Genomic DNA, 19,993 nt, shown 5'->3' with positions numbered 1-19,993 from the left:
TTTACCCTAGCCGCAAAATTGGATTTAGCCGGGTGAATCTTAGTATGACTGAGCTGATCGTGACAGTCCTGGCCACGAAAAGCCCATTTACTTGGCATATTTTAAGGTTTTGGGAATGGGGCATAGGGCATAGGGCATGGGGCAGGGGGCAGGGGGCATGGGGTAGAAATTCTCCCTTGTCTACCTTGTCTCCCTTATCTCCCCTATTTCCTTTCCGTCCCTCCCCCTGCTCCCCTACACCCTGCCCCCCTGCCTCTTAATACGGCCACTGCCAGTCCTGAATTTCTGGCATATCTTCGCCGTGTTTAGAAATATAGTGTTTGTGTTCGATGAGTTTGTCTTGAAGATGTTGCTTCACATAGGCGGCTTTATAACCTAGTTTGGGGACGCGCTCAATTACGTCCATAACTAAATGGAAGCGATCTAAATCGTTACGAACAACCATATCAAAGGGGGTGGTGGTAGTTCCCTCTTCTTTGTAACCCCGCACATGGAGGTTTTTATGGTTGGTTTGGCGATAGGTGAGACGATGAATTAACCACGGATAGCCATGAAAGGCGAAGATAATCGGTTTGTCGGTGGTAAATAGGGTGTCAAATTCCTTGGGACTTAAACCGTGGGGATGTTCTGTGTTGGGTTGTAAGGTCATTAAGTCTACAACGTTGACTACCCGCACTTTTAAGTCAGGGAAGTTCTGCCGCAAAATATCGACAGCCGCTAGGGTTTCTAAGGTGGGAACATCACCCGCACAACCCATAACTACATCAGGTTCACCACCTTGGTCATTACTTGCCCATTCCCAAATACTGATACCTTTGGTGCAGTGTTTAATGGCTGCATCCATATCTAGGTATTGCAGTGCTGGTTGTTTACCGGCGACGATGACGTTGACATATTGACGGCTTCTTAAGCAGTGGTCTGTCACCGACAAGAGGGTATTAGCATCGGGTGGGAGATAGACGCGAATAATTTCGGCTTTTTTGTTCATCACATGGTCAATAAAACCAGGGTCTTGGTGAGAAAAGCCGTTGTGGTCTTGTCGCCAAACGTGGGATGTGAGGAGATAGTTCAGGGATGCGATGGGTCTACGCCAGGGTATATGACGAGTAGTTTTCAACCATTTGGCGTGTTGGTTGAACATCGAATCCACAATGTGGATAAATGCTTCGTAGCAAGAGAAGAAACCGTGACGACCGGTGAGGAGATATCCTTCTAACCATCCTTGACAGCAAGTCTCGCTGAGGATTTCCATCACTCGACCATCAGGGGAGAGATGGTCATCTTCGGGGAGGGTTTGGGCTACCCAAGTTCGGTCTGTAACATCTAGTACAGCATTAATCCGATTGGATGCTGTTTCATCGGGGCCAAAAATGCGGAAATTACGACTGTCTAGGTTGAGTTGCATCACATCCCGCAGGAATGTACCTGTAACTTTTGTGGCTTCTGCAACTACCCTACCTGGCTGGGGAACATCCACTGCATAATCTTGGAAGTTGGGCATTTTCAAGTCACGCAACAAGATACCGCCGTTAGCGTGGGGATTGTCACCCATGCGGCGATGTCCAGTGGGAGCAAGTTCTGCCAATTCGGGGATCAATGTACCGTTAGCATCAAAGAGTTCTTCTGGTTTGTAACTCTTCATCCACTCTTGTAGAAGTTGGATGTGCTGTGGTTTTTTTGCTAAATCACCAAAGGGGACTTGATGCGATCGCCAATAATCTTCTGTCTTTTTCCCGTCTACTTCTTTTGGCCCTGTCCAACCTTTCGGGGTTCTCATTATAATCATCGGCCATTGGGGTCTTTTAGTAAACCCATGTACACGGGCTTCTCTTTGAATATTGCGAATTTCATTAGTGATGGTGTCTAATGTTGCTGCCATCTGCTGATGCACATCCGCAGGATCAGAACCTTCCACAAAGTAAGGTTTATATCCATACCCAACAAATAGGCTTTCCAGTTCCTCGTAACTCAACCGCGCCAAGATGGTGGGGTTAGCGATTTTATATCCATTCAAGTGCAGAATCGGTAATACAGCCCCATCAGTAGCGGGGTTGAGAAACTTGTTGGAATGCCAACTAGTAGCTAGAGGGCCTGTTTCTGCTTCTCCATCACCAACCACCGCAGCCACAATTAAATCTGGATTATCAAAAGCAGCACCAAAGGCATGAACTAGCGCATAACCCAATTCCCCACCTTCATGAATCGAACCAGGGGTTTCTGGTGCAACGTGGCTAGGAATACCACCAGGGAAAGAAAACTGTTTAAACAGTCTTTTCATCCCCTCTGCATCTTGGGAAATATTGGGGTAATACTTGCTGTAAGTTCCCTCTAGATAAGTATTCGCTACCAGTCCCGGCCCCCCATGACCAGGGCCAGCAATGTAGATCATATCTAGGTCATACTTTTTGATGATCCTATTCAGATGAACATAGATAAAGTTCAATCCTGGGGTTGTTCCCCAATGTCCTAAAAGTCTAGGTTTGACGTGTTCTAGTGTCAGAGGTTCTTTGAGTAGGGGATTGTCAAGTAAATATATTTGCCCAACTGACAAATAGTTAGCTGCTCGCCAGTAAGCATTCATTTTATGCAATTCTGCATCGGTTAAAGGCTTTGTCTGTGGAGGACTTGCTAAAGTCATCTTCAACTCCATTACACAATAATTTTGCCAAATTTCTGTTCTAGGCCAGTGTAGTAATTTGCGGTCTGAAGGTCATCTTACCCATGACAAATTTTTCCATATGAAGCTGGAAAATTAAGCATTATGAGCCATTGACTACACTGGCAGCAATCTACAATACAAATCAAAAAATTGCAGGCATGACCTCTAGGAAAGGTTAACAGAATTTACATTTTAGTGAGTAATTTTTAACATTGATTTTATATAGTATTAAGAAAATAACCAATGTATTTAATATACTGACTGCAATAAATCTTGCTTGAGATATAAATTAACAATTATCAATTTATATACATAACATAGGCAAGTGTCACAATTGATCGTTGGTGCGTGACGCTATCAGTCTCAGTGCTACATTCACGTACTTTTGTAGCGTCACACACCCTAGTTTAAGGTTTAGGTTATGGTGCTAACCTGCCCTTGCCTAAACGAGCCTTTTCATACCATTGTGCGATCGCCGGACACCATTGTTGAAAATGCGGCCACATTAGTTCGCAAAGTTTTTGAATTTCTAGTTGAGCATCTTTCTTATTTCTCAAGTCGCAAAAATGTAAGAAAGAGCGCAGATTAAAGCTAACTACAAAATGCTGGCGATAATCAAAGGGTACTTTACCTCTGGCGTGTTCTTCAGACATTCCGCCTTCAAAATCAGCTTTGTATCGTTTAGCAGCTTCCCAGCACCACTCTAAATCAGCAGATCGCTGTTCAGGAGAATAGTAATATTTCTTACCCTGCCTATCTGTATAATAACCAACTGGACGTAGGTAAAAAACGTCTTCAATGTCTTTTCTACCTTCGACTACATCAATAAACTGTTTACCCGTATACCTAAAAGATTGAACATCAAATGATACAGCTACTCTGTGTGTACGAGCCTGCTGCATGACACTGTGGGGAAAATAACCACAATTGAACACAATCTGCGGATGCTCTAGCGGCCCATAGTGTCCTCTCTCACCTGCTAACAACCGCTTGACAATGATTTCACCACATTCTGATTCCGAAGGCCAGGAGTCGCGCTCGTCAAATACGAACCCATCCGTATAGTCTTGGTGCATGGCGGCGTAAATCACCTGTTGGGGATTTGGTGTTTTGGCAATAACTTCTACTCGGAATCGATCCATTGGCTTTTAGGAGATTGATTTGTATCTTTTCTGCACGGCTAGACGATCATATCTCTTTCGGCAGATTCAGATACTTTACAAAATTTCATATATTTGTTACAGTTCGTTACATGAAAAACAACTGGGAAAATAAAATGCGTACAAATAATGCTATTGTTGACGACCAAGGCCTGATGAACAACTTTGCGATTGAACCCAAGGTTTATGTAGATGAGCAAGGCGATCGCACTGGCTTTACTCCCTACGCAGAGTTACTTAACGGTCGTTTAGCTATGATTGGCTTTATCTCTCTAATTGCCTTAGAAGTATTCACAGGACATGGTATTTTCGGTCTTTTCGCTAATCTGTAACAACAAAATAATATTTAAAGTTTTGTAAAAATAACTTTAACAAAATTTTCAGAGACGGGAAATTTCCCGTCTCTAAACGTATTGAGTGATTTTATGTTAGTTTGACATTGAATTTTGAATTTTGAATTGATTCATGGTTTTAACTGCTTCTACCATGTTGCCATTAGGCACAAAAGCACCAGATTTTCATCTACCAAATGTAGTGTCTGGCGAAACTATTTCTTTAGCTAACTTTGCCGATAAAAAAGTATTATTGGTGATGTTTATTTGTCGGCATTGTCCATTTGTAAAGCATATTCAAAATGAACTCACCAAGTTAGCACAAGATTATCGTACTAGTGATTTAGCGATCGCAGCCATTAGTGCCAACGATGCCGAAAAATATCCAGATGATGCACCTGAATCACTCAAAGCACTAGCTATAGAACAGGGATGGCAGTTTCCGGTATGTTATGACGAAACCCAGGAAACAGCAAAGGCTTATACAGCAGCCTGTACGCCTGATTTTTTCCTTTTTGATAGCGATCGCCAACTTGTCTATCGAGGACAATTAGATGATAGCCGTCCTAGCAATGGCAAACCAGTCACCGGCGCAGATTTACGCGCTGCTATTGATACAGCTTTGGCAGGTAAACCCATAAGCACTGAACAAAAACCCAGTATTGGTTGCAATATTAAATGGAAGCCTGGGAATGAACCGAGTTATTTCGGTTAGATGGAGTGAAATCAGTTAACAGTCAACAGTGATCAGTGATCACTGTTGACTAATATTACAAATTAATGCTTAATTTCCAGATTGAGAATGTAGTGTCCTAGTTGGACGTTTTCGCCCCATAATTCGTATTCTAGGCGGAGATGTTCTGGTAGTGGGTGTCCACTCAAAGATAAGTGTTTAGTAAAGTTGCGTAGGCGAATAGGATGATTTGGTTGTATCGATTCCGTTGGCAACCAATAGCGACTGACACCATAAACACCCTGTTCCCAAAAGTGACGGTAACTGACTTGTTCGTTACCTTGCATAGTCATAATAATGCGATATGGAGAAATTTCTAGCCACAACACTCTCGGACTAGTGGGAGTGTAGGCTTTCCTGTTAGGTGGGGTAAGTGTATCTTGTGTAGCATCATCAATTGCTACTTCACAGGTAATTAGGGGTGGGGCAGTCAGCAGCAAGTGAAATCTATCGGTATCTTTTTGATATAGTGTTCCAGCAGTTTCCACCACAGACCAGAATGGCAGGTCAGTGGAAATCAGTGATAAGCACACGGGCTTGCGGTGATGTGTGAGCATGGGAGCGTTGAAGGCTAAAAGCTATTGAATGAAATTAAGAGCAGAAATTTGAGTTAATGGGGTTCAGCAGGTCAAGCGCAAAACATAGTAAAACCTGCTTAATATTAACTGAAGATTAGCTAAAGATGCTTGTTTAGTAGGCTATATCAACGAACATCAAAACCAGTTTGATATAAGTCTCAGAAACTCACCCTAAAATAACCGAATCTATAAGTAACCTATGTGAAAACTTATACTTTTGTGAATAATTGAAACTAATAGTTTCAATCATAATATTAGTTAAGTATCCCACAGAGGAGTTAATTAGCAATAACTAAAAAATAAATCTATATTAACCTAATTGTCTAGTTAAGAATATATAATCTATAGATTTACGTCTAATGTAAATTAAAATCTTGCAAATACCTAGATATTTGTAGGGGCGGGTTCACCGAGATCAAAAGTTAATCATGAAAGATGTTTGTTAACCCGCCCCTACTATTTATTGGATAGGCAATTTTCCTAATTCACATCAGGCGTGATTTGTTGACAAGAAAGGCAGAGGGCAGAAGGCAGAAGGCAGAAGGAAAAAAATGCTTGTTGGGTTCAAGCCCCGCCCCTTGTGGGCGATTAACATTTTTTGGAGGAAGGTTCAAGCCCCACCCCTTGTGGGTGGCTATCTTTAATTTTGAATTTTGAATTTTGAATTTTGAATTGGAGCGAAGCGACGTAATTAGTAATTGACTGGGAGTTATTACCTATAATTCAGTGATCAGTTATCAATCAAGCAAGGGTGATGCAGGAGGATAAGTGACCGAGTACCACAGCCTTTGACTAATTGATGTGGTGTTTGGCTTTTAGATTTAAATGATCACAGTTTAGCGTTAAACTCCCACAAGTTAGGTAAATTTTAGATGGCAAAAAGCGATACGATACAAGGCAGGAAGTAATGACTAGTGACAAATATAGTCGCTAGTCAACTTTTATTGTATGTATAAAGTCAGTATATTGTGATGTTAGCTTCTGCCATAACCGTAGAAAAACAAGAAGACCTTTCCCATAAGTTAATTATTCAAACACCTGCTGCTGGTGTATCTTTACAGGGTCGTATCCAAATACCGGGGGATAAATCAATTTCCCATCGGGCGTTGATGTTGGGTGCGATCGCCCAAGGAGAAACGGAAATCCAAGGGCTACTTTTGGGTGAAGATCCCCGCAGCACCGCTAGTTGTTTTCAAGCTATGGGTGCAGAGATTTCACCCTTGAATACAGAATTAGTCAAGGTGAAGGGCATTGGTTTAGGCAATTTGCAAGAACCCTTAGATGTGTTGAATGCTGGTAACTCCGGGACAACATTACGGCTGATGTTGGGGTTATTAGCGTCTCATCCCGGACGCTTTTTTACAGTCACGGGTGATAGTTCATTGCGATCGCGTCCTATGTCCCGTGTCGTCAAACCCCTGCAACAAATGGGGGCGCAAATTTGGGGACGTAAAGATAATTCTTTAGCACCCTTGGCAGTTCAAGGACAGGTACTCAAACCGATTCACTATCATTCTCCCATTGCTTCTGCCCAGGTGAAATCTTGTATTATGTTGGCGGGTTTATTCACTGAGGGTAAAACCACTGTCACAGAACCAGCCTTATCCCGTGATCACAGTGAACGAATGCTGAGGGCGTTTGGTGCGGATGTGAGTGTTGATCCTGAAACTAAAAGTGTGACTGTAACTGGCCTGGCGCAATTGTATGGGCAGAAAGTCGTTGTACCGGGGGATATTAGTTCTGCGGCCTTTTGGCTAGTGGCTGGGGCAATTGTTCCCGGTTCAGAATTAGTAGTGGAAAATGTCGGTGTGAATCCCACCCGTACAGGGATTTTAGAAGCCTTGTCCATGATGGGGGCTGATATCCAACTAGAAAATCAGCGCGAAGTTGCAGGCGAACCGGTGGCAGATGTGCGGGTGCGTTACAGTCGTTTACAAAGCTGCACCATTGCTGGGGATATCGTACCGAGAATGATTGATGAAATCCCGATTTTGGCGGTGGCGGCGGTATTTGCCGAAGGTACTACGGTGATTCGGGATGCAGAAGAGTTGAGAGTGAAAGAAAGCGATCGCATTACGGTGATGGCACAGCAACTCAATCAACTCGGTGCAAAAGTGACTGAATTACCCGACGGGATGGAAATTACTGGCGGGACTTCCTTAGTGGGAACGGATGTGGATAGTCATACAGATCATCGGATCGCCATGAGTTTAGCGATCGCTGCTTTAAATGCTCGTGGGATTACCACCATTCACCGCGCCGAGGCAGCCGCTATTTCTTATCCCAATTTCACTAATACACTGCAACAGATTTTAGGGTGAAATGAACGTAGGGGGCATGAGAGCAAAATTTCCTTCGCTACCCTACACATATGAAGTCTTGAGTACAAACAGATTCAGGTGTAAATAGCTCAAATGTAAAGCAAAGTAGTATTATTGTACTGCTATGGGCATAGTGATAACAAAGCTTAATAAAGATAGTATTATTAAGAACTGTTTCACGCTGCCTCTCATTATTGGCCTGTCAATATGTCAGATCACAAGCTAGCCGCATCCTTGAATGGACACCTTCCCTATCCCAACGCTAACCCCCAGAATACAATTCGGATTCGCGGTGCGAGACAGCATAATCTGAAGAATATTGACTTAGAATTACCACGCGATCGCCTGATCGTGTTTACTGGTGTCTCAGGTTCGGGTAAGTCGTCTTTAGCGTTTGATACGATTTTCGCGGAAGGTCAACGGCGTTATGTAGAATCTCTCAGTGCTTACGCCCGCCAGTTTTTGGGACAATTAGATAAGCCAGATGTGGAAGCAATCGAAGGTTTAAGTCCGGCGATTTCCATTGACCAAAAATCTACGTCTCATAACCCCCGTTCCACGGTGGGGACAGTAACGGAAATTTACGATTATTTACGGTTGTTGTTTGGTCGGGCTGGTCAACCCCATTGTCCCATATGCGATCGCTGTATTGCACCTCAAACTATAGACGAAATGTGCGATCGCATCATGGAACTACCAGACAGAACTAAGTTCCAAATTCTCGCGCCTGTGGTGCGGGGTAAAAAAGGGACGCATCGCAAGTTATTATCTAGTTTGGCTTCCCAAGGGTTTGTCCGTGTGCGTATCAATGGCGAAATTCGGGAATTGTCAGACTCGATTGAATTAGATAAAAATTATACTCACAATATTGAATTAGTCATTGACCGTTTAATTAAAAAACCAGATATTCAGGAACGTTTGGTTGATTCGTTGACTACGTGTTTAAAGCAGTCTAATGGTATCGCTAGAATCTTAGTAAATCTCCCTACTGAGGATAACCCAGGGGAAGAACAAGAATTAGTCTTCTCGGAAAACTTTGCTTGTCCTGAACATGGTGCGGTAATGGATGAATTGTCACCGCGCTTATTCTCGTTTAATTCGCCCTATGGTGCTTGTCCGAACTGTCACGGGTTGGGGACGTTGCGGAGATTTTCGCCAGAATTAGTTGTACCTGATCCTGAAGCACCAGTATACGCTGCGATCGCGCCTTGGTCAGATAAAGAAAATTCTTATTATTTAGAATTACTCTATAGTTTGGGTAGCAATCATGGCTTTGAATTACAAACAAATTGGAGTAAATTAACACCAGAACAAAAGCATATTATTTTGTATGGGGAATCAGAAGTTAAGGAAAATCAAAAAACACCACAATATAAAGGTGCAATTCCGATTTTGCAGCGACAATATGAAGGCGGTTCTGAGTTAATTAAACAAAAATTAGAGCAGTATTTAATTGATCAACCCTGTGAAGTTTGCGGTGGTAAAAGATTAAAACCGGAAGCATTAGCAGTGAGATTGGGACAATACACGATTTTAGATTTAACTGGTGTTTCCATTCGGGATTGTCGGGAGAGAATTGATCATTTGGAATTGAGCGATCGCCAAATGAAAATTGCTGATTTAGTCCTCAGAGAAATTAGAGCAAGATTGCAATTTTTATTAGATGTCGGCTTAGATTATCTCAGTTTAGATAGAGCCGCCATGACTCTTTCTGGTGGTGAATCACAACGTATTCGTCTAGCCACACAAATTGGTTCTGGCTTAACAGGAGTTCTCTATGTTTTAGACGAACCAAGTATTGGTTTGCATCAAAGAGATAACAGCAGATTGCTGAAAACTTTAACCAAATTACGTGATTTAGGTAATACCTTAATTGTTGTCGAACACGACGAAGAAACCATCCGCGCCGCCGACTATATAGTTGATATCGGCCCCGGTGCAGGTGTTCATGGTGGTAATATTATCGCCCAAGGTGATTTACAAGCATTACTCACAGCCGAACAATCATTAACAGGTGCATATTTATCAGGAAGGAAAATCATTCACACCCCAGCAGAACGCCGCGAAGGTAATGGACGCAGCTTAATTATTAAAAATGCCCATCGCAACAATTTAAGAAATATTGATGTCGAAATTCCTTTAGGTAAACTCGTAGTTGTCACTGGTGTTTCTGGGTCAGGTAAATCGACATTAATTAATGAATTACTTTACCCATCATTACAACATCATTTAACTAAAAAAGTACCTTTACCAAAAGAAGTTGAGAAAATTCAAGGCTTAAATGGAATTGATAAAGCCATTGTCATTGATCAATCTCCCATCGGACGTACACCTCGTTCTAACCCTGCGACTTACACAGGGGTTTTTGATGTGATTCGGGAAGTATTTTCCCAAACTGTAGAAGCTAAAACCAGGGGTTATAAACCTGGACAATTTTCTTTCAATGTCAAAGGTGGACGTTGTGAAGCTTGTGGTGGACAGGGTGTAAATATTATTGAAATGAATTTTCTCCCTGATGTTTATGTACAGTGTGAAGTGTGTAAAGGTGCGAGATATAACCGCGAAACTTTGCAGGTGAAATATAAAAATAAATCTATTTCTGATGTTTTGAATATGACAGTTGAGGAAAGTTTAGAGTTCTTTCAAAACATCCCCAAAGCAGTCAATAGATTACAAACATTAGTTGATGTCGGTTTGGGTTATGTACAGTTAGGACAACCCGCCACTACTTTATCTGGTGGGGAAGCGCAAAGGGTGAAATTAGCGACAGAATTAGCTCGTCGCGCCACAGGTAAGACAATTTATTTAATCGATGAACCGACAACAGGTTTATCGTTTTATGATGTGCATAAGTTATTAGATGTGTTGCAAAGATTAGTAGATAAAGGTAATTCTGTTTTATTAATTGAACACAATTTAGATGTGATTCGTTGTGCTGATTGGTTGATAGATTTAGGGCCGGAAGGTGGCGATAAAGGTGGGGAAATTATTGCAGTGGGAACACCGGAGGAAGTAGCAAAAAATCAGAGGTCTTATACTGGACAATATTTACAGCAGGTTTTGCAACAGTATCCGGCCAAAAATACAGTAAATCAAAGATAAAAAATATTTCAAGGGTAGGGTGTGTGAGTCGAATAAAATCTAACCATTCAAGAAATCATTTATACTCACGCATCCTAGCAACTAAAGTAATTTCCACCAACCTGATAAAACAAGCGATCGCTTAATCTAGAATAAACAAACTGGCATCTACATGAAAAAACTTTCCTAAAGCCTCAGCTTGTTTTTGAGTTATTTCTATTTGACCATTAATCACTTGATTTACAATCTCGTCAGAGCCTAAAACTTCTACTAGATTTTCTGCTGTTAAAGTTCTAGCCTCCATCAAATGCAATAGTCTTGAATGAGGCGTAGATAAATTTATTTGATAATGCTGATCTTCAAAATCTTCAATTAGTCTCACTAATAGCTCTAACAAGGTATCTTCTTCAGGTGTAAGCTCAGAACGAGAAAGCAATTCTTCTACAATTGCTAAAAAATGTTCGTTTTCTGCTTCTGTCTTAATAATCCGAGGTTGATACTCAGACAATAACTGACTGTAAATTCTGGAGTCAAAAATAAGGGTCATTTTTGAGTGTTTGTAGTCAGCACTTTAGTGCTGAGAATAATTAGGACTAAAGTCCTCACTACGAACTAATCAATACATCAATCTTAGGTTGATACACTATTAGAATTTTCATCGCTTGGCTGTTGTGCTGGTTTGACAACAACCTTGCCATTTTCTACTACAGTCTTACCTTTACTGATATTCTGAGTTTGGTGAATTGACTCGTCCTGATGTTCGTATTGATGAGCAATATTTTGTTCCTGCTGTTGATTCAGGACAACAGCACAACTGGCGCAAGTATAAAAAGACATATTCTGTACTTTGCTATCTATATCTATAATCGCACTGCTGATTTAGTTTAAATGCTTTTAGTTGAGTACATCCCAAGGCATGGGTGAATCCTCTGATCACAATGTTTGATTTATGCTACAAATAGCAGATTTTGAATGTAAGCACTTGCTTTATGATGCTTATAGTCTATTTTTCATATCTAATCTTAAGGGTGGTGGGGTGAGTCAGTTCAAGAAAAACTAACTATAACAAGAACTTATTTGTACTGACGCATCCTACATCTTGAAGGTTTTTTGCGCTGGAAGTCCCTAATATCTAAAATTTTAAATGAAAAGGATACTGAAATACCTCAGTTTAGGATTACTATCTACATTTTTAACCGCAACTCCCGGACTCACGGCAGAACGGATTAGTTTTTTTTACCCTCCCTTTGGACAATTTTCTTTACCAGTTGATTCTTTAGAAACTTTCGCAAAGGAAGGCAGAATAGATAGAAATTTCCAATTCTATGCCGAACGCGCCACACCTGAACAATTGGCGCAACTGCGGGAATTACTTCAAATCCGTTTTAATGTGACTCCAACTCTTGTATCTCAAGTTACTTACTCACCCGTAGGAGAGGAAGTATTGCAAAGGCTAGGAGAATTGCTTTTAACTGATTCTCGTAAAAATGGCTTCTATGCTTTGCGTGCTGCTTTAATTTTGTCGGCTGCTTCTAAAGAGGGTTTAACACTTGTAAATGTACTACGCAAGTTTCCTAGCAACGATGTGCGGCTGAATTTTACAGAGGGGATGCAGATAGTTGATGAATTGTCACAATTGCTCAGAACCAGGGATAAAGTTGTATCCTATTTACAAAAACAAGCTTTAAGTGAGTCTCTAAATTCCCAGGTCGATTTTTCAACATTACCAGATTTAAGACAACGGGGCAATTTTCGTTGGCAATTAACCAGGTTTAATTTAAATGATGTCACACGAAACCGCCTACTCCCTCTGGATTTATATTTACCTACAACTAGCAAAGACAATGAAACTGACTCGCCTTTTCCTCTGATTGTAATTTCTCATGGTGTGGCTTCAGATCGCTACACTTTTGCTTATCTAGCGCAACATTTAGCATCCTACGGTTTTGCTGTTGCTGTTTTAGAGCATCCTGGTAGTAATGCTAGACGTTTTGAACAATACTTTGCAGGTTTAGCAGAACCACCAGCACCAAGGGAGTTTATCGATCGCCCTCTAGATATAAAATTTTTGTTAGATGAACTTCAGCTGATGGAACAGTCTGATCCCAACCTCAAGGGCAAGCTAAACTTTGAAAAAATAGGGGCAATTGGTCAATCTTTTGGCGGTTATACAGTTTTAGCCTTAGCTGGGGCTGAGATGAACTTTGAAGAACTCCAGCAAAATTGTTTACCTGATAATTCAAATTTAAATTTATCACTGGTTTTGCAGTGTCAAGCCACTCGATTATCCTTAGAAAATTATCAGTTAAAGGATGATCGCATTAAAGTCATTATTGCAATTAATCCGATTAATAGTGCTATTTTTGGTGAAAATGGCATAAGTCAGATAAAATTGCCTGTCATGCTGATTACAGGTAGTCAAGATATTTTTGCTCCTCCTTTACCAGAACAAATTCGTCCTTTTACTTGGTTGCCAAATCCTAATAAATACTTGGTTTTAGTGGAAAATGCTACCCATTTCACTTTTATAGGGGAATCTCCTAATCAAAGTAATGTCTTACCTGTGCCACAGGGCTTGTTAGGCCCTGATCGTACTGTTGCTTTTTCCTATCTCAATGCTTTAAGTGTGGCTTTTTTAGAAGCTAATCTCCTCAATCGTCGTGAATCTCGTGTTTATTTGCAGCCTTCCTATGCTCAATATATTAGTAAATCTCCTCTAAATATGAGTCTTTTACAGTCATTAACTACAGAACAGTTAAATGAAGCTATGAAATAGGGGATAGGGCATGGGGCATGGGGCATGGGCAGAAAAACTAATCACTATTGAGTATTTTCAGTACAATTGCTGACGACAATTTGAGGAATACTGTTCCTCACAAATATGTCTTTTGTATGTGTTTTATATGACAATTTTTTATATTTAATAATTTCTCAATTAATTGTCAGGGGATCACAATATTCACGGGTTAGTATTTATAAAAACTTATTGCAGATTCAGTAGTTTATATATAGTGTTGTAAATAAATATTAAGAAATACTTATTAAAAAAGATTGCAACTCCTTGATTTAATTGCTAACGTGTGTAGTGGCAACGATGATGATAAACGCTCTGAATTAAGGAGAGGTAAAACCTATGAGCTATATCTATTCAGCTAATTGCGGGAACAATTGATGTGCAATCTGTAATCTGCAATCGTAGGAACAATGCAGGTTAAGTCAAAAATATCGTTGCTAGTGGCTAATTGCTGTTCTGACTGGAAATTGAACTAATGATTTGTCTGTCCTGGTATTGAGATTTGTGCTGATTGATGAATGCACAACTGGGGTAAGACTCAGAATTTGGAGGTGAAAACCGATGAATATTCAAGGTAAAGTGGCTCTAGTTACAGGAGCTTCCCGTGGTATTGGGCGAGCGATCGCTATAGAATTAGCAGAGCAAAGAATCGACAGATTAATTTTAGTCGCACGCGATCGCCAAAAGTTAAGAGAGTTAGCCGAAGAAATCGAGGCGATGGGTGTCAAAGCTACCGTATTAGCCATTGATTTAACCCAAGCCACAGAGGTAAATATCGCCATAGCCCAACTCTGGCGGAGTTACGGGCCAATTCACCTGTTAGTTAACTGTGCCGGGGTAGCATACCAAAACTCCTTTTTGCGTTCCAAACTCCCCCAAGTTCAAGAAGAACTCTCTGTCAATTTATTGGGAATGTACACCCTCACCAGTCTCATCGCCAAGCGCATGGCTAGCCAAAGACAGGGGACAATTATCAACGTTTCCAGCTTAATGGGGAAAGTCGCCGCCCCCACAATGGCCACCTATTCCGCTACGAAGTTCGCCATCTTAGGCTTTACCCAAGCTTTGCGTCAAGAACTAGCAGAATACAACATTCAAGTCAAAGCCTTATTACCTACTCTCACCGACACAGATATGGTGCGCGACTTAAAACTATTTCGTTGGGTGATCCCCATGACTCCCCAGCAAGTAGCTAAAGCACTCGTCACAGGATTACAAAAAGACTCCCCAGAAATTTTAGTAGGATGGCAAAGTCATCTAGCGGTATGGTGTCAACGTTTAGCCCCCTGGTTACTGGAGTTAATTTTAAAAATAGCCGCACCAACAGCACCAAAACAAGAAAAACCCAGTTTATTCGCCAAAATTCAACGTCTTGCTGATTTAGCCCTATCTAGAAATATGCTGACTTTTGTATCTGCAAATCCTAGAAAATAGGGTGTAGGGGTGTAAGGGTGTAAGGGTGTAGGGGGAAGACTTTGTCCTATGAGGAAGTTACTTAAAACAGTTATCAGGTGTATGTTTTGGTGTTTCGCAAGCGTGATTTTACTCAATACTTTTCACTGCCTGGAGGTGAGAAACTATATCCAAAATCGCCTTGCGGTTAGATAATTAAGTATCCTTTGTTTCGGAGTCATCAACAATGCTGGATTATCCTACCACCCTGCCACCAGAAATTATTGATGACTTACCGAACATTTGCGGTTGGGAAACAGAGGTGATGAGTGTGGTTAACCATGATGCGCCTATATTTTTACCAACAACCAACCTCAAATTAGAAAATATCAATGCAGTATTTGCGATCGCTTTACATATGCACCAACCAACGATCCCGGCTGGTGATGATGGTAAACTGATCAGCAATCTGCAATATATGTTTGCACATCCCCACGAAGGCGACAACCACAACGCTGCACCCTTTGCTTATTGCTATAGCCGCATGGGAGATTTTATTCCCGAACTGGTAAATCAAGGTTGCCATCCCCGTATTATGCTTGATTACTCAGGTAATCTGTTATGGGGACTCAGACAAATGGGACGCAACGATATTATCGATAACCTCAAACGGATAACTTGTGAAAGCACCTATCAACCCTATGTAGAATGGTTAGGCACAATGTGGAGTCACGCTGTTATACCATCTACTCCTATACCAGATATTAAATTACATATCTTAGCCTGGCAACAACATTTTGCTAGCATTTTCGGTTGGGAAGCATTGGCACGAGTCAAAGGATTTTCTCCGCCAGAAATGCACTTACCAAATCACCCAGACACTTTATTTGCATTTGTTAAAGCCCTCAAAGAATGTGGCTATCGTTGGCTACTTGTACAAGAACATTCCGTAGAAACTATTGATGGTCAATCTTTAACCCATAAACATTTACCACATCGTTTAATTGCTCGTAATTCCCAGGGCGAAACTATTAGTATTACAGCCTTAATTAAAACCCAAGGCTCAGATACAAAATTAGTTGGGCAAATGCAGCCATATTATGAAGCCAAAACCCTATCAAAACAAAAATTAGGGAATGTCTTTATACCACCCATAGTCAGTCAAATTGGTGATGGTGAAAATGGCGGTGTGATGATGAATGAATTTCCCAGTGCTTTCAAACAAGCTTGGTGGGATATAGTAAATAACAACGGCGGTACATCTGCAACTGTTGGGGTTTGTGGCACAGAATATTTAGAATTAATCGCAGCTACTGGTTGCCAATCAACCGACTTTCCTGAGTGTCAACCAGTCGGACAATATCAAATCTGGCAAAGAATAGAACCCGAAAATTGTCATCCTGAAGCAGTAGAAAATGCGATTCAAGAATTAAAACAAATCAACCCACATTTTCACATGGATGGAGCATCTTGGACGAATCATATTAGTTGGGTAAAAGGATATGACAATGTTTTATCACCCATGTATGAATTAAGCAGTTTATTTCATCAAAAATTCCCTCCATTATCTGATACAAAAAAACCTGAATATCGTCAAGCACTATTACATAATTTCTTGCTACAAACAAGCTGCTTTCGCTATTGGGGACAAGGCACTTGGACAGACTATGCCCGTGAAATTTATCAAAGAGGTGAAAATTTAGTAACCACCAATAGCCAGTAGGGTGCGTCAGTGAGATAGAACCGAATTATACTCAGAAATTATTCACACTGACACCCCTACACCCCTACACCCCTACACCCCTACACCCCTACACCCCTACACCCCTACACCTAGGCTGTTGACTTTGTTGAAATTTGGGCGGTTTTTAGTAATTTTGTACGCGATGTTTAATTTGTGCCTCAAAGCCTTCTCAAAACACAGTTTCAGCCATCGTAACTACGCACATTTTTTGCATGGACAAAATCCCAAAAAAGGTACAGAGTCAACAGCCTACCCTACACCCCCCTACACCCCTACACCCCCTACACCCCTACACCCCTACACCCCTACACCCCAAAACCAAGGTTCTTGGTACACAGCGTAAAAAACCTCACCTGCCCCCTGCCCCTACACCTCTTTCTGTGCAACTCCAGTAAATCTATCGGTAATAGTGGCTTATTAACTCAAAGTCCACTATACTTGATTATCAATACTGAATTAAATTTGTAATCATGGCAGCATTGTTACTGGAAGACGGCACAATAGAAAGCGATTTATCAGAGATAGTTCGTGAACTTGAACCTCTTGGGATTTATTTCAAACACTACAACCCAGGAACATCGTTGCTATTTCCCCAACTTTTAACTCAGCAGATTTTGACAGATGCGGAGAAACGTCATATTGTCGATTTGCACAACAGCGTGTTTGAGTTTCTCAAACAACAGAATGGTTATCTTTGGTGTGACTTGTTAAATGTGCATCCAGGGTTGCCAAATCTGCAAAATTTAATTGCTACCTATAGCCAATATCATACTCATACTGCACCTGAACCTTTATACGTTCTCGCCGGGGAAATGATTTTTGGTTTTGTTAAAGCTGATGGTAGCCAAATACAGCTTCTAGTTGAATCTCAAGATTATCTACATATCCCAGCCGGGGTAGAACATTGCTCTACTCCCACTGCATTATTAAACTTCAAAGCTGTACGCTACTTTAGCGTGGCTGATGGTTGGCTTCCCAACTATACAGGCACTCAGTTGAGTGATTCTATGAACAAACCACATTCTTAAATAATTTTTTTGTCTAATTATGACAGTTAAGGGCGCAAAATATAGGCTAAATAATTTACTTTCAGGAAGCGTTTTATAAAAATTACTTATTTTTAATAAGATTTATTTTGGGTTGCGCTGCGCTAAACCCAACCTAGATTTAATGCAATGTTTTAGCCGTGTCAGTCCACCACATCTATATAGACTAGACACTCTATGCAACATCTCTATATATTACCTTTTCTCACCATTGATTTCAGTATACTCACTAAGAAATAAAGTTTATTTAAAATAAGCACTAATTCTCGATTGAGTGAATACACGGATGAAAAAGTTACTAGTCCGAATCATAATATACTTGCCAATTCACTCATAGCTTTATCATCAACTTATAAGTGATTTTAATTCCTAATAATAATTCCGAATTTTGGAGAGCTTGATTTGCTTTTCAGAAAATAGAGGTTTGAGGAGTAAAAAATTTTGGTGTATTTCAGGATTGCTCATAGCTAATCTGCAAAATTCAGCACATTATTAATAGGAAAATCCTGATTAGTTGATTATCAAAAAAAGTCATTCAATTATTTTATTCTCTTGAAAACTCAGAGTAAATAAAACAACTTTATTACTATGAGTTATCTAGAGTTTCCAATTATCTATATTCTCCTGAAGAAATGTTATTCCCTACATACGAGTTTTTACTTTTTTTTATAGTTATCTTTGTTTGTGCTAGCTTTCTAAAAACTCATATTATTGGTTATAAATATTTTATCCTATTTGCTAATCTAATTTTTTATTCATTTTTTGGATTACATTTTTTAGAATTATTAAGTTTCAATGTAGTCATTAATTATCTAATTGTTGAAGGTATAACTACAAGTAAAAATAAACGTTTATTTCTTCTAGTTGGTATATTCGCTAATTTAAGTTATCTAGGATTTTTTAAGTATTATAATTTTTTTATTGATTCTATTCAGGAAACATTAAATTTATTCAAGATTTCCAATGATATTCAAATTTTATCAGTTTTAATTCCAGTTGGTATTTCTTTTTATACATTCCGAATTATTGCCCATTTAATAGACTGCTACAAAAATCAACTTGGATGTCCCAAGTTTTTAGATTATGCAGTTTACATTACTTATTTTCCTCAAATTACTTCTGGGCCAATAGCCAAAGCCAAAGAATTTTATCAACAGTTAAACAGTTACAATAAATATAATTACAAAATAGAAAGAGTTGTTATATTAGTAATTTCTGGACTGTTTAAAAAATATACATTATCAAGCTTTTTATTTAATTTCATAAAAGTACCTTTTCAACTACCAGAACAATATTCTAGTTTTGATTTAATTCTAGCGGCACTAGCTTATTCTTGCTATATTTATGTTGATTTTAGTGGTTATTCCGATTTAGCAAATGCTATTTCGAGCCTTTTGGGATTTCCACCAATCCAAAATTTTAATATGCCTTATCGCGCTCAAAGCTTGCAAGAATTTTGGCACAGATGGCACATTAGTCTCTCAGAATGGTTGCGAGATTACTTATATATTTCCTTGGGAGGAAGTCGCAAAGGTAAGTTGAGAAAACATTTTAATTTGCTAATTACGATGGTAATTGGTGGTTTTTGGCATGGTGCAGGGTTAAACTTCGTAGTTTGGGGATTTTTGCATGGAATTGGTTTAGTTGTTAACCATATTACAAAAGATTTCATTCAAATTATTCAAAGTAAAAACCAATCTCACCAAGCTTTAGGAAATAATCATATTGTTGTTTTTCAAGAAATTCAGCAAAAGCAAGTTTTTACTAAATGGCTGAGATTTTATTTTCAACAAACTGTCTGTATATTTACACCTATATTTGCTTGGACATTGACTTTCAGCTATGTAACTTTATGTTGGATATTTTTCAATACTTCTAACTGGGAAACCTCCCTGAAATTTTTGCAACAGATGGTTAATTTCTCATCAAATTTAGAAATGCGATCGCAATTTCATCTTTGGCAGCTATATACAACTTTCATCATTATATTTATCATGAATTTTTATGGTGATAAAATTAGTGATTATTTGCAAAGTTCCCTCGCAAAATGTAATTTAATACTTCAAACAATATTGATATCTACTTTCCTCTATACGGTTTTTAGATTAGGACCTAATACTGTACCGCCATTTGTCTATTTTGGTTTCTAACTG

General features: G+C 39.8%; 15 protein-coding genes. 10 read left to right on the top strand and 5 right to left on the bottom strand.

The window, feature by feature from the left end:
* Nucleotides 1–256: 256 nt before the first annotated feature.
* Nucleotides 257–2,638: a phosphoketolase family protein gene (locus tag ACPZ3T_RS27725; RefSeq protein ID WP_490272642.1), complete on the bottom strand. Its 2,382-nt coding sequence runs from the start codon at nt 2,636–2,638 to the stop codon at nt 257–259.
* A gap of 440 nt (nt 2,639–3,078) precedes the next feature.
* On the bottom strand, nt 3,079–3,801 hold the full coding sequence (thyX, locus tag ACPZ3T_RS27720) for an FAD-dependent thymidylate synthase (protein ID WP_490272641.1): 723 nt from the start codon (nt 3,799–3,801) through the stop codon (nt 3,079–3,081).
* A 134-nt stretch (nt 3,802–3,935) separates the two neighbouring features.
* Here thyX and ACPZ3T_RS27715 point away from each other — a divergent pair, with 134 nt between their 5' ends.
* Together ACPZ3T_RS27715 and ACPZ3T_RS27710 are read left to right on the top strand one after the other, a co-directional pair.
* Nucleotides 3,936–4,151: a high light inducible protein gene (locus tag ACPZ3T_RS27715; RefSeq protein ID WP_490272640.1), complete on the top strand. Its 216-nt coding sequence runs from the start codon at nt 3,936–3,938 to the stop codon at nt 4,149–4,151.
* A gap of 133 nt (nt 4,152–4,284) precedes the next feature.
* A complete protein-coding gene (locus ACPZ3T_RS27710) occupies nt 4,285–4,866 on the top strand; it encodes a thioredoxin family protein (protein WP_490272639.1) in 582 nt (193 codons plus the stop codon).
* A 62-nt stretch (nt 4,867–4,928) separates the two neighbouring features.
* Here the strand turns inward: ACPZ3T_RS27710 and ACPZ3T_RS27705 are convergent, their stop codons facing one another.
* Nucleotides 4,929–5,441: a hypothetical protein gene (locus ACPZ3T_RS27705; RefSeq protein WP_490272638.1), complete on the bottom strand. Its 513-nt coding sequence runs from the start codon at nt 5,439–5,441 to the stop codon at nt 4,929–4,931.
* Nucleotides 5,442–6,433: 992 nt separating this feature from the next.
* On the opposite strand from ACPZ3T_RS27705, the gene aroA reads away from it, so the two are divergent.
* Complete coding sequence (gene aroA / locus ACPZ3T_RS27700) at nt 6,434–7,783, top strand: 3-phosphoshikimate 1-carboxyvinyltransferase (protein WP_490277390.1); 1,350 nt, start codon at nt 6,434–6,436, stop codon at nt 7,781–7,783.
* Nucleotides 7,784–7,990: 207 nt separating this feature from the next.
* On the top strand, nt 7,991–10,885 hold the full coding sequence (uvrA, locus tag ACPZ3T_RS27695) for an excinuclease ABC subunit UvrA (protein WP_490272637.1): 2,895 nt from the start codon (nt 7,991–7,993) through the stop codon (nt 10,883–10,885).
* A gap of 121 nt (nt 10,886–11,006) precedes the next feature.
* On the opposite strand, the gene ACPZ3T_RS27690 is transcribed toward uvrA, so the two are convergent.
* Both ACPZ3T_RS27690 and ACPZ3T_RS27685 read right to left on the bottom strand, forming a co-directional pair.
* Nucleotides 11,007–11,411, bottom strand: coding sequence for a helix-turn-helix domain-containing protein (locus tag ACPZ3T_RS27690; RefSeq protein WP_490272636.1), 405 nt, complete (start codon nt 11,409–11,411; stop codon nt 11,007–11,009).
* Between the two features lie 83 nt (nt 11,412–11,494).
* Nucleotides 11,495–11,701 (bottom strand): hypothetical protein, encoded by a 207-nt coding sequence (locus tag ACPZ3T_RS27685; RefSeq protein WP_490272635.1) that lies wholly within the window; start codon nt 11,699–11,701, stop codon nt 11,495–11,497.
* A 307-nt stretch (nt 11,702–12,008) separates the two neighbouring features.
* Here ACPZ3T_RS27685 and ACPZ3T_RS27680 point away from each other — a divergent pair, with 307 nt between their 5' ends.
* From ACPZ3T_RS27680 to ACPZ3T_RS27655, 6 genes are all read left to right on the top strand, one after another.
* On the top strand, nt 12,009–13,640 hold the full coding sequence (locus ACPZ3T_RS27680) for an alpha/beta hydrolase (protein ID WP_490272634.1): 1,632 nt from the start codon (nt 12,009–12,011) through the stop codon (nt 13,638–13,640).
* A gap of 579 nt (nt 13,641–14,219) precedes the next feature.
* Entirely contained in the window at nt 14,220–15,092 is an 873-nt protein-coding gene (locus ACPZ3T_RS27675) for an SDR family NAD(P)-dependent oxidoreductase (protein ID WP_490272633.1), read from the top strand.
* A 205-nt stretch (nt 15,093–15,297) separates the two neighbouring features.
* The gene (locus ACPZ3T_RS27670; protein ID WP_490272632.1) at nt 15,298–16,773 is read left to right on the top strand and encodes a glycosyl hydrolase family 57; all 1,476 of its coding nucleotides are present in this window, start codon (nt 15,298–15,300) and stop codon (nt 16,771–16,773) included.
* A gap of 163 nt (nt 16,774–16,936) precedes the next feature.
* A complete protein-coding gene (locus ACPZ3T_RS27665; protein WP_490272631.1) occupies nt 16,937–17,137 on the top strand; it encodes a hypothetical protein in 201 nt (66 codons plus the stop codon).
* 127 nt (nt 17,138–17,264) lie between these two features.
* Nucleotides 17,265–17,822: a 1,2-dihydroxy-3-keto-5-methylthiopentene dioxygenase gene (locus ACPZ3T_RS27660; RefSeq protein WP_490272630.1), complete on the top strand. Its 558-nt coding sequence runs from the start codon at nt 17,265–17,267 to the stop codon at nt 17,820–17,822.
* Nucleotides 17,823–18,472: 650 nt separating this feature from the next.
* Complete coding sequence (locus tag ACPZ3T_RS27655) at nt 18,473–19,990, top strand: MBOAT family O-acyltransferase (protein ID WP_490272629.1); 1,518 nt, start codon at nt 18,473–18,475, stop codon at nt 19,988–19,990.
* The last annotated feature ends 3 nt before the right edge of the window (nt 19,991–19,993 follow it).

It is taken from the genome of Aliinostoc maniaoense (assembly GCF_058172895.1).
Note: the sequence above shows the minus strand (reverse complement) of the source record. Positions and strands in the feature narration are given on the sequence as shown.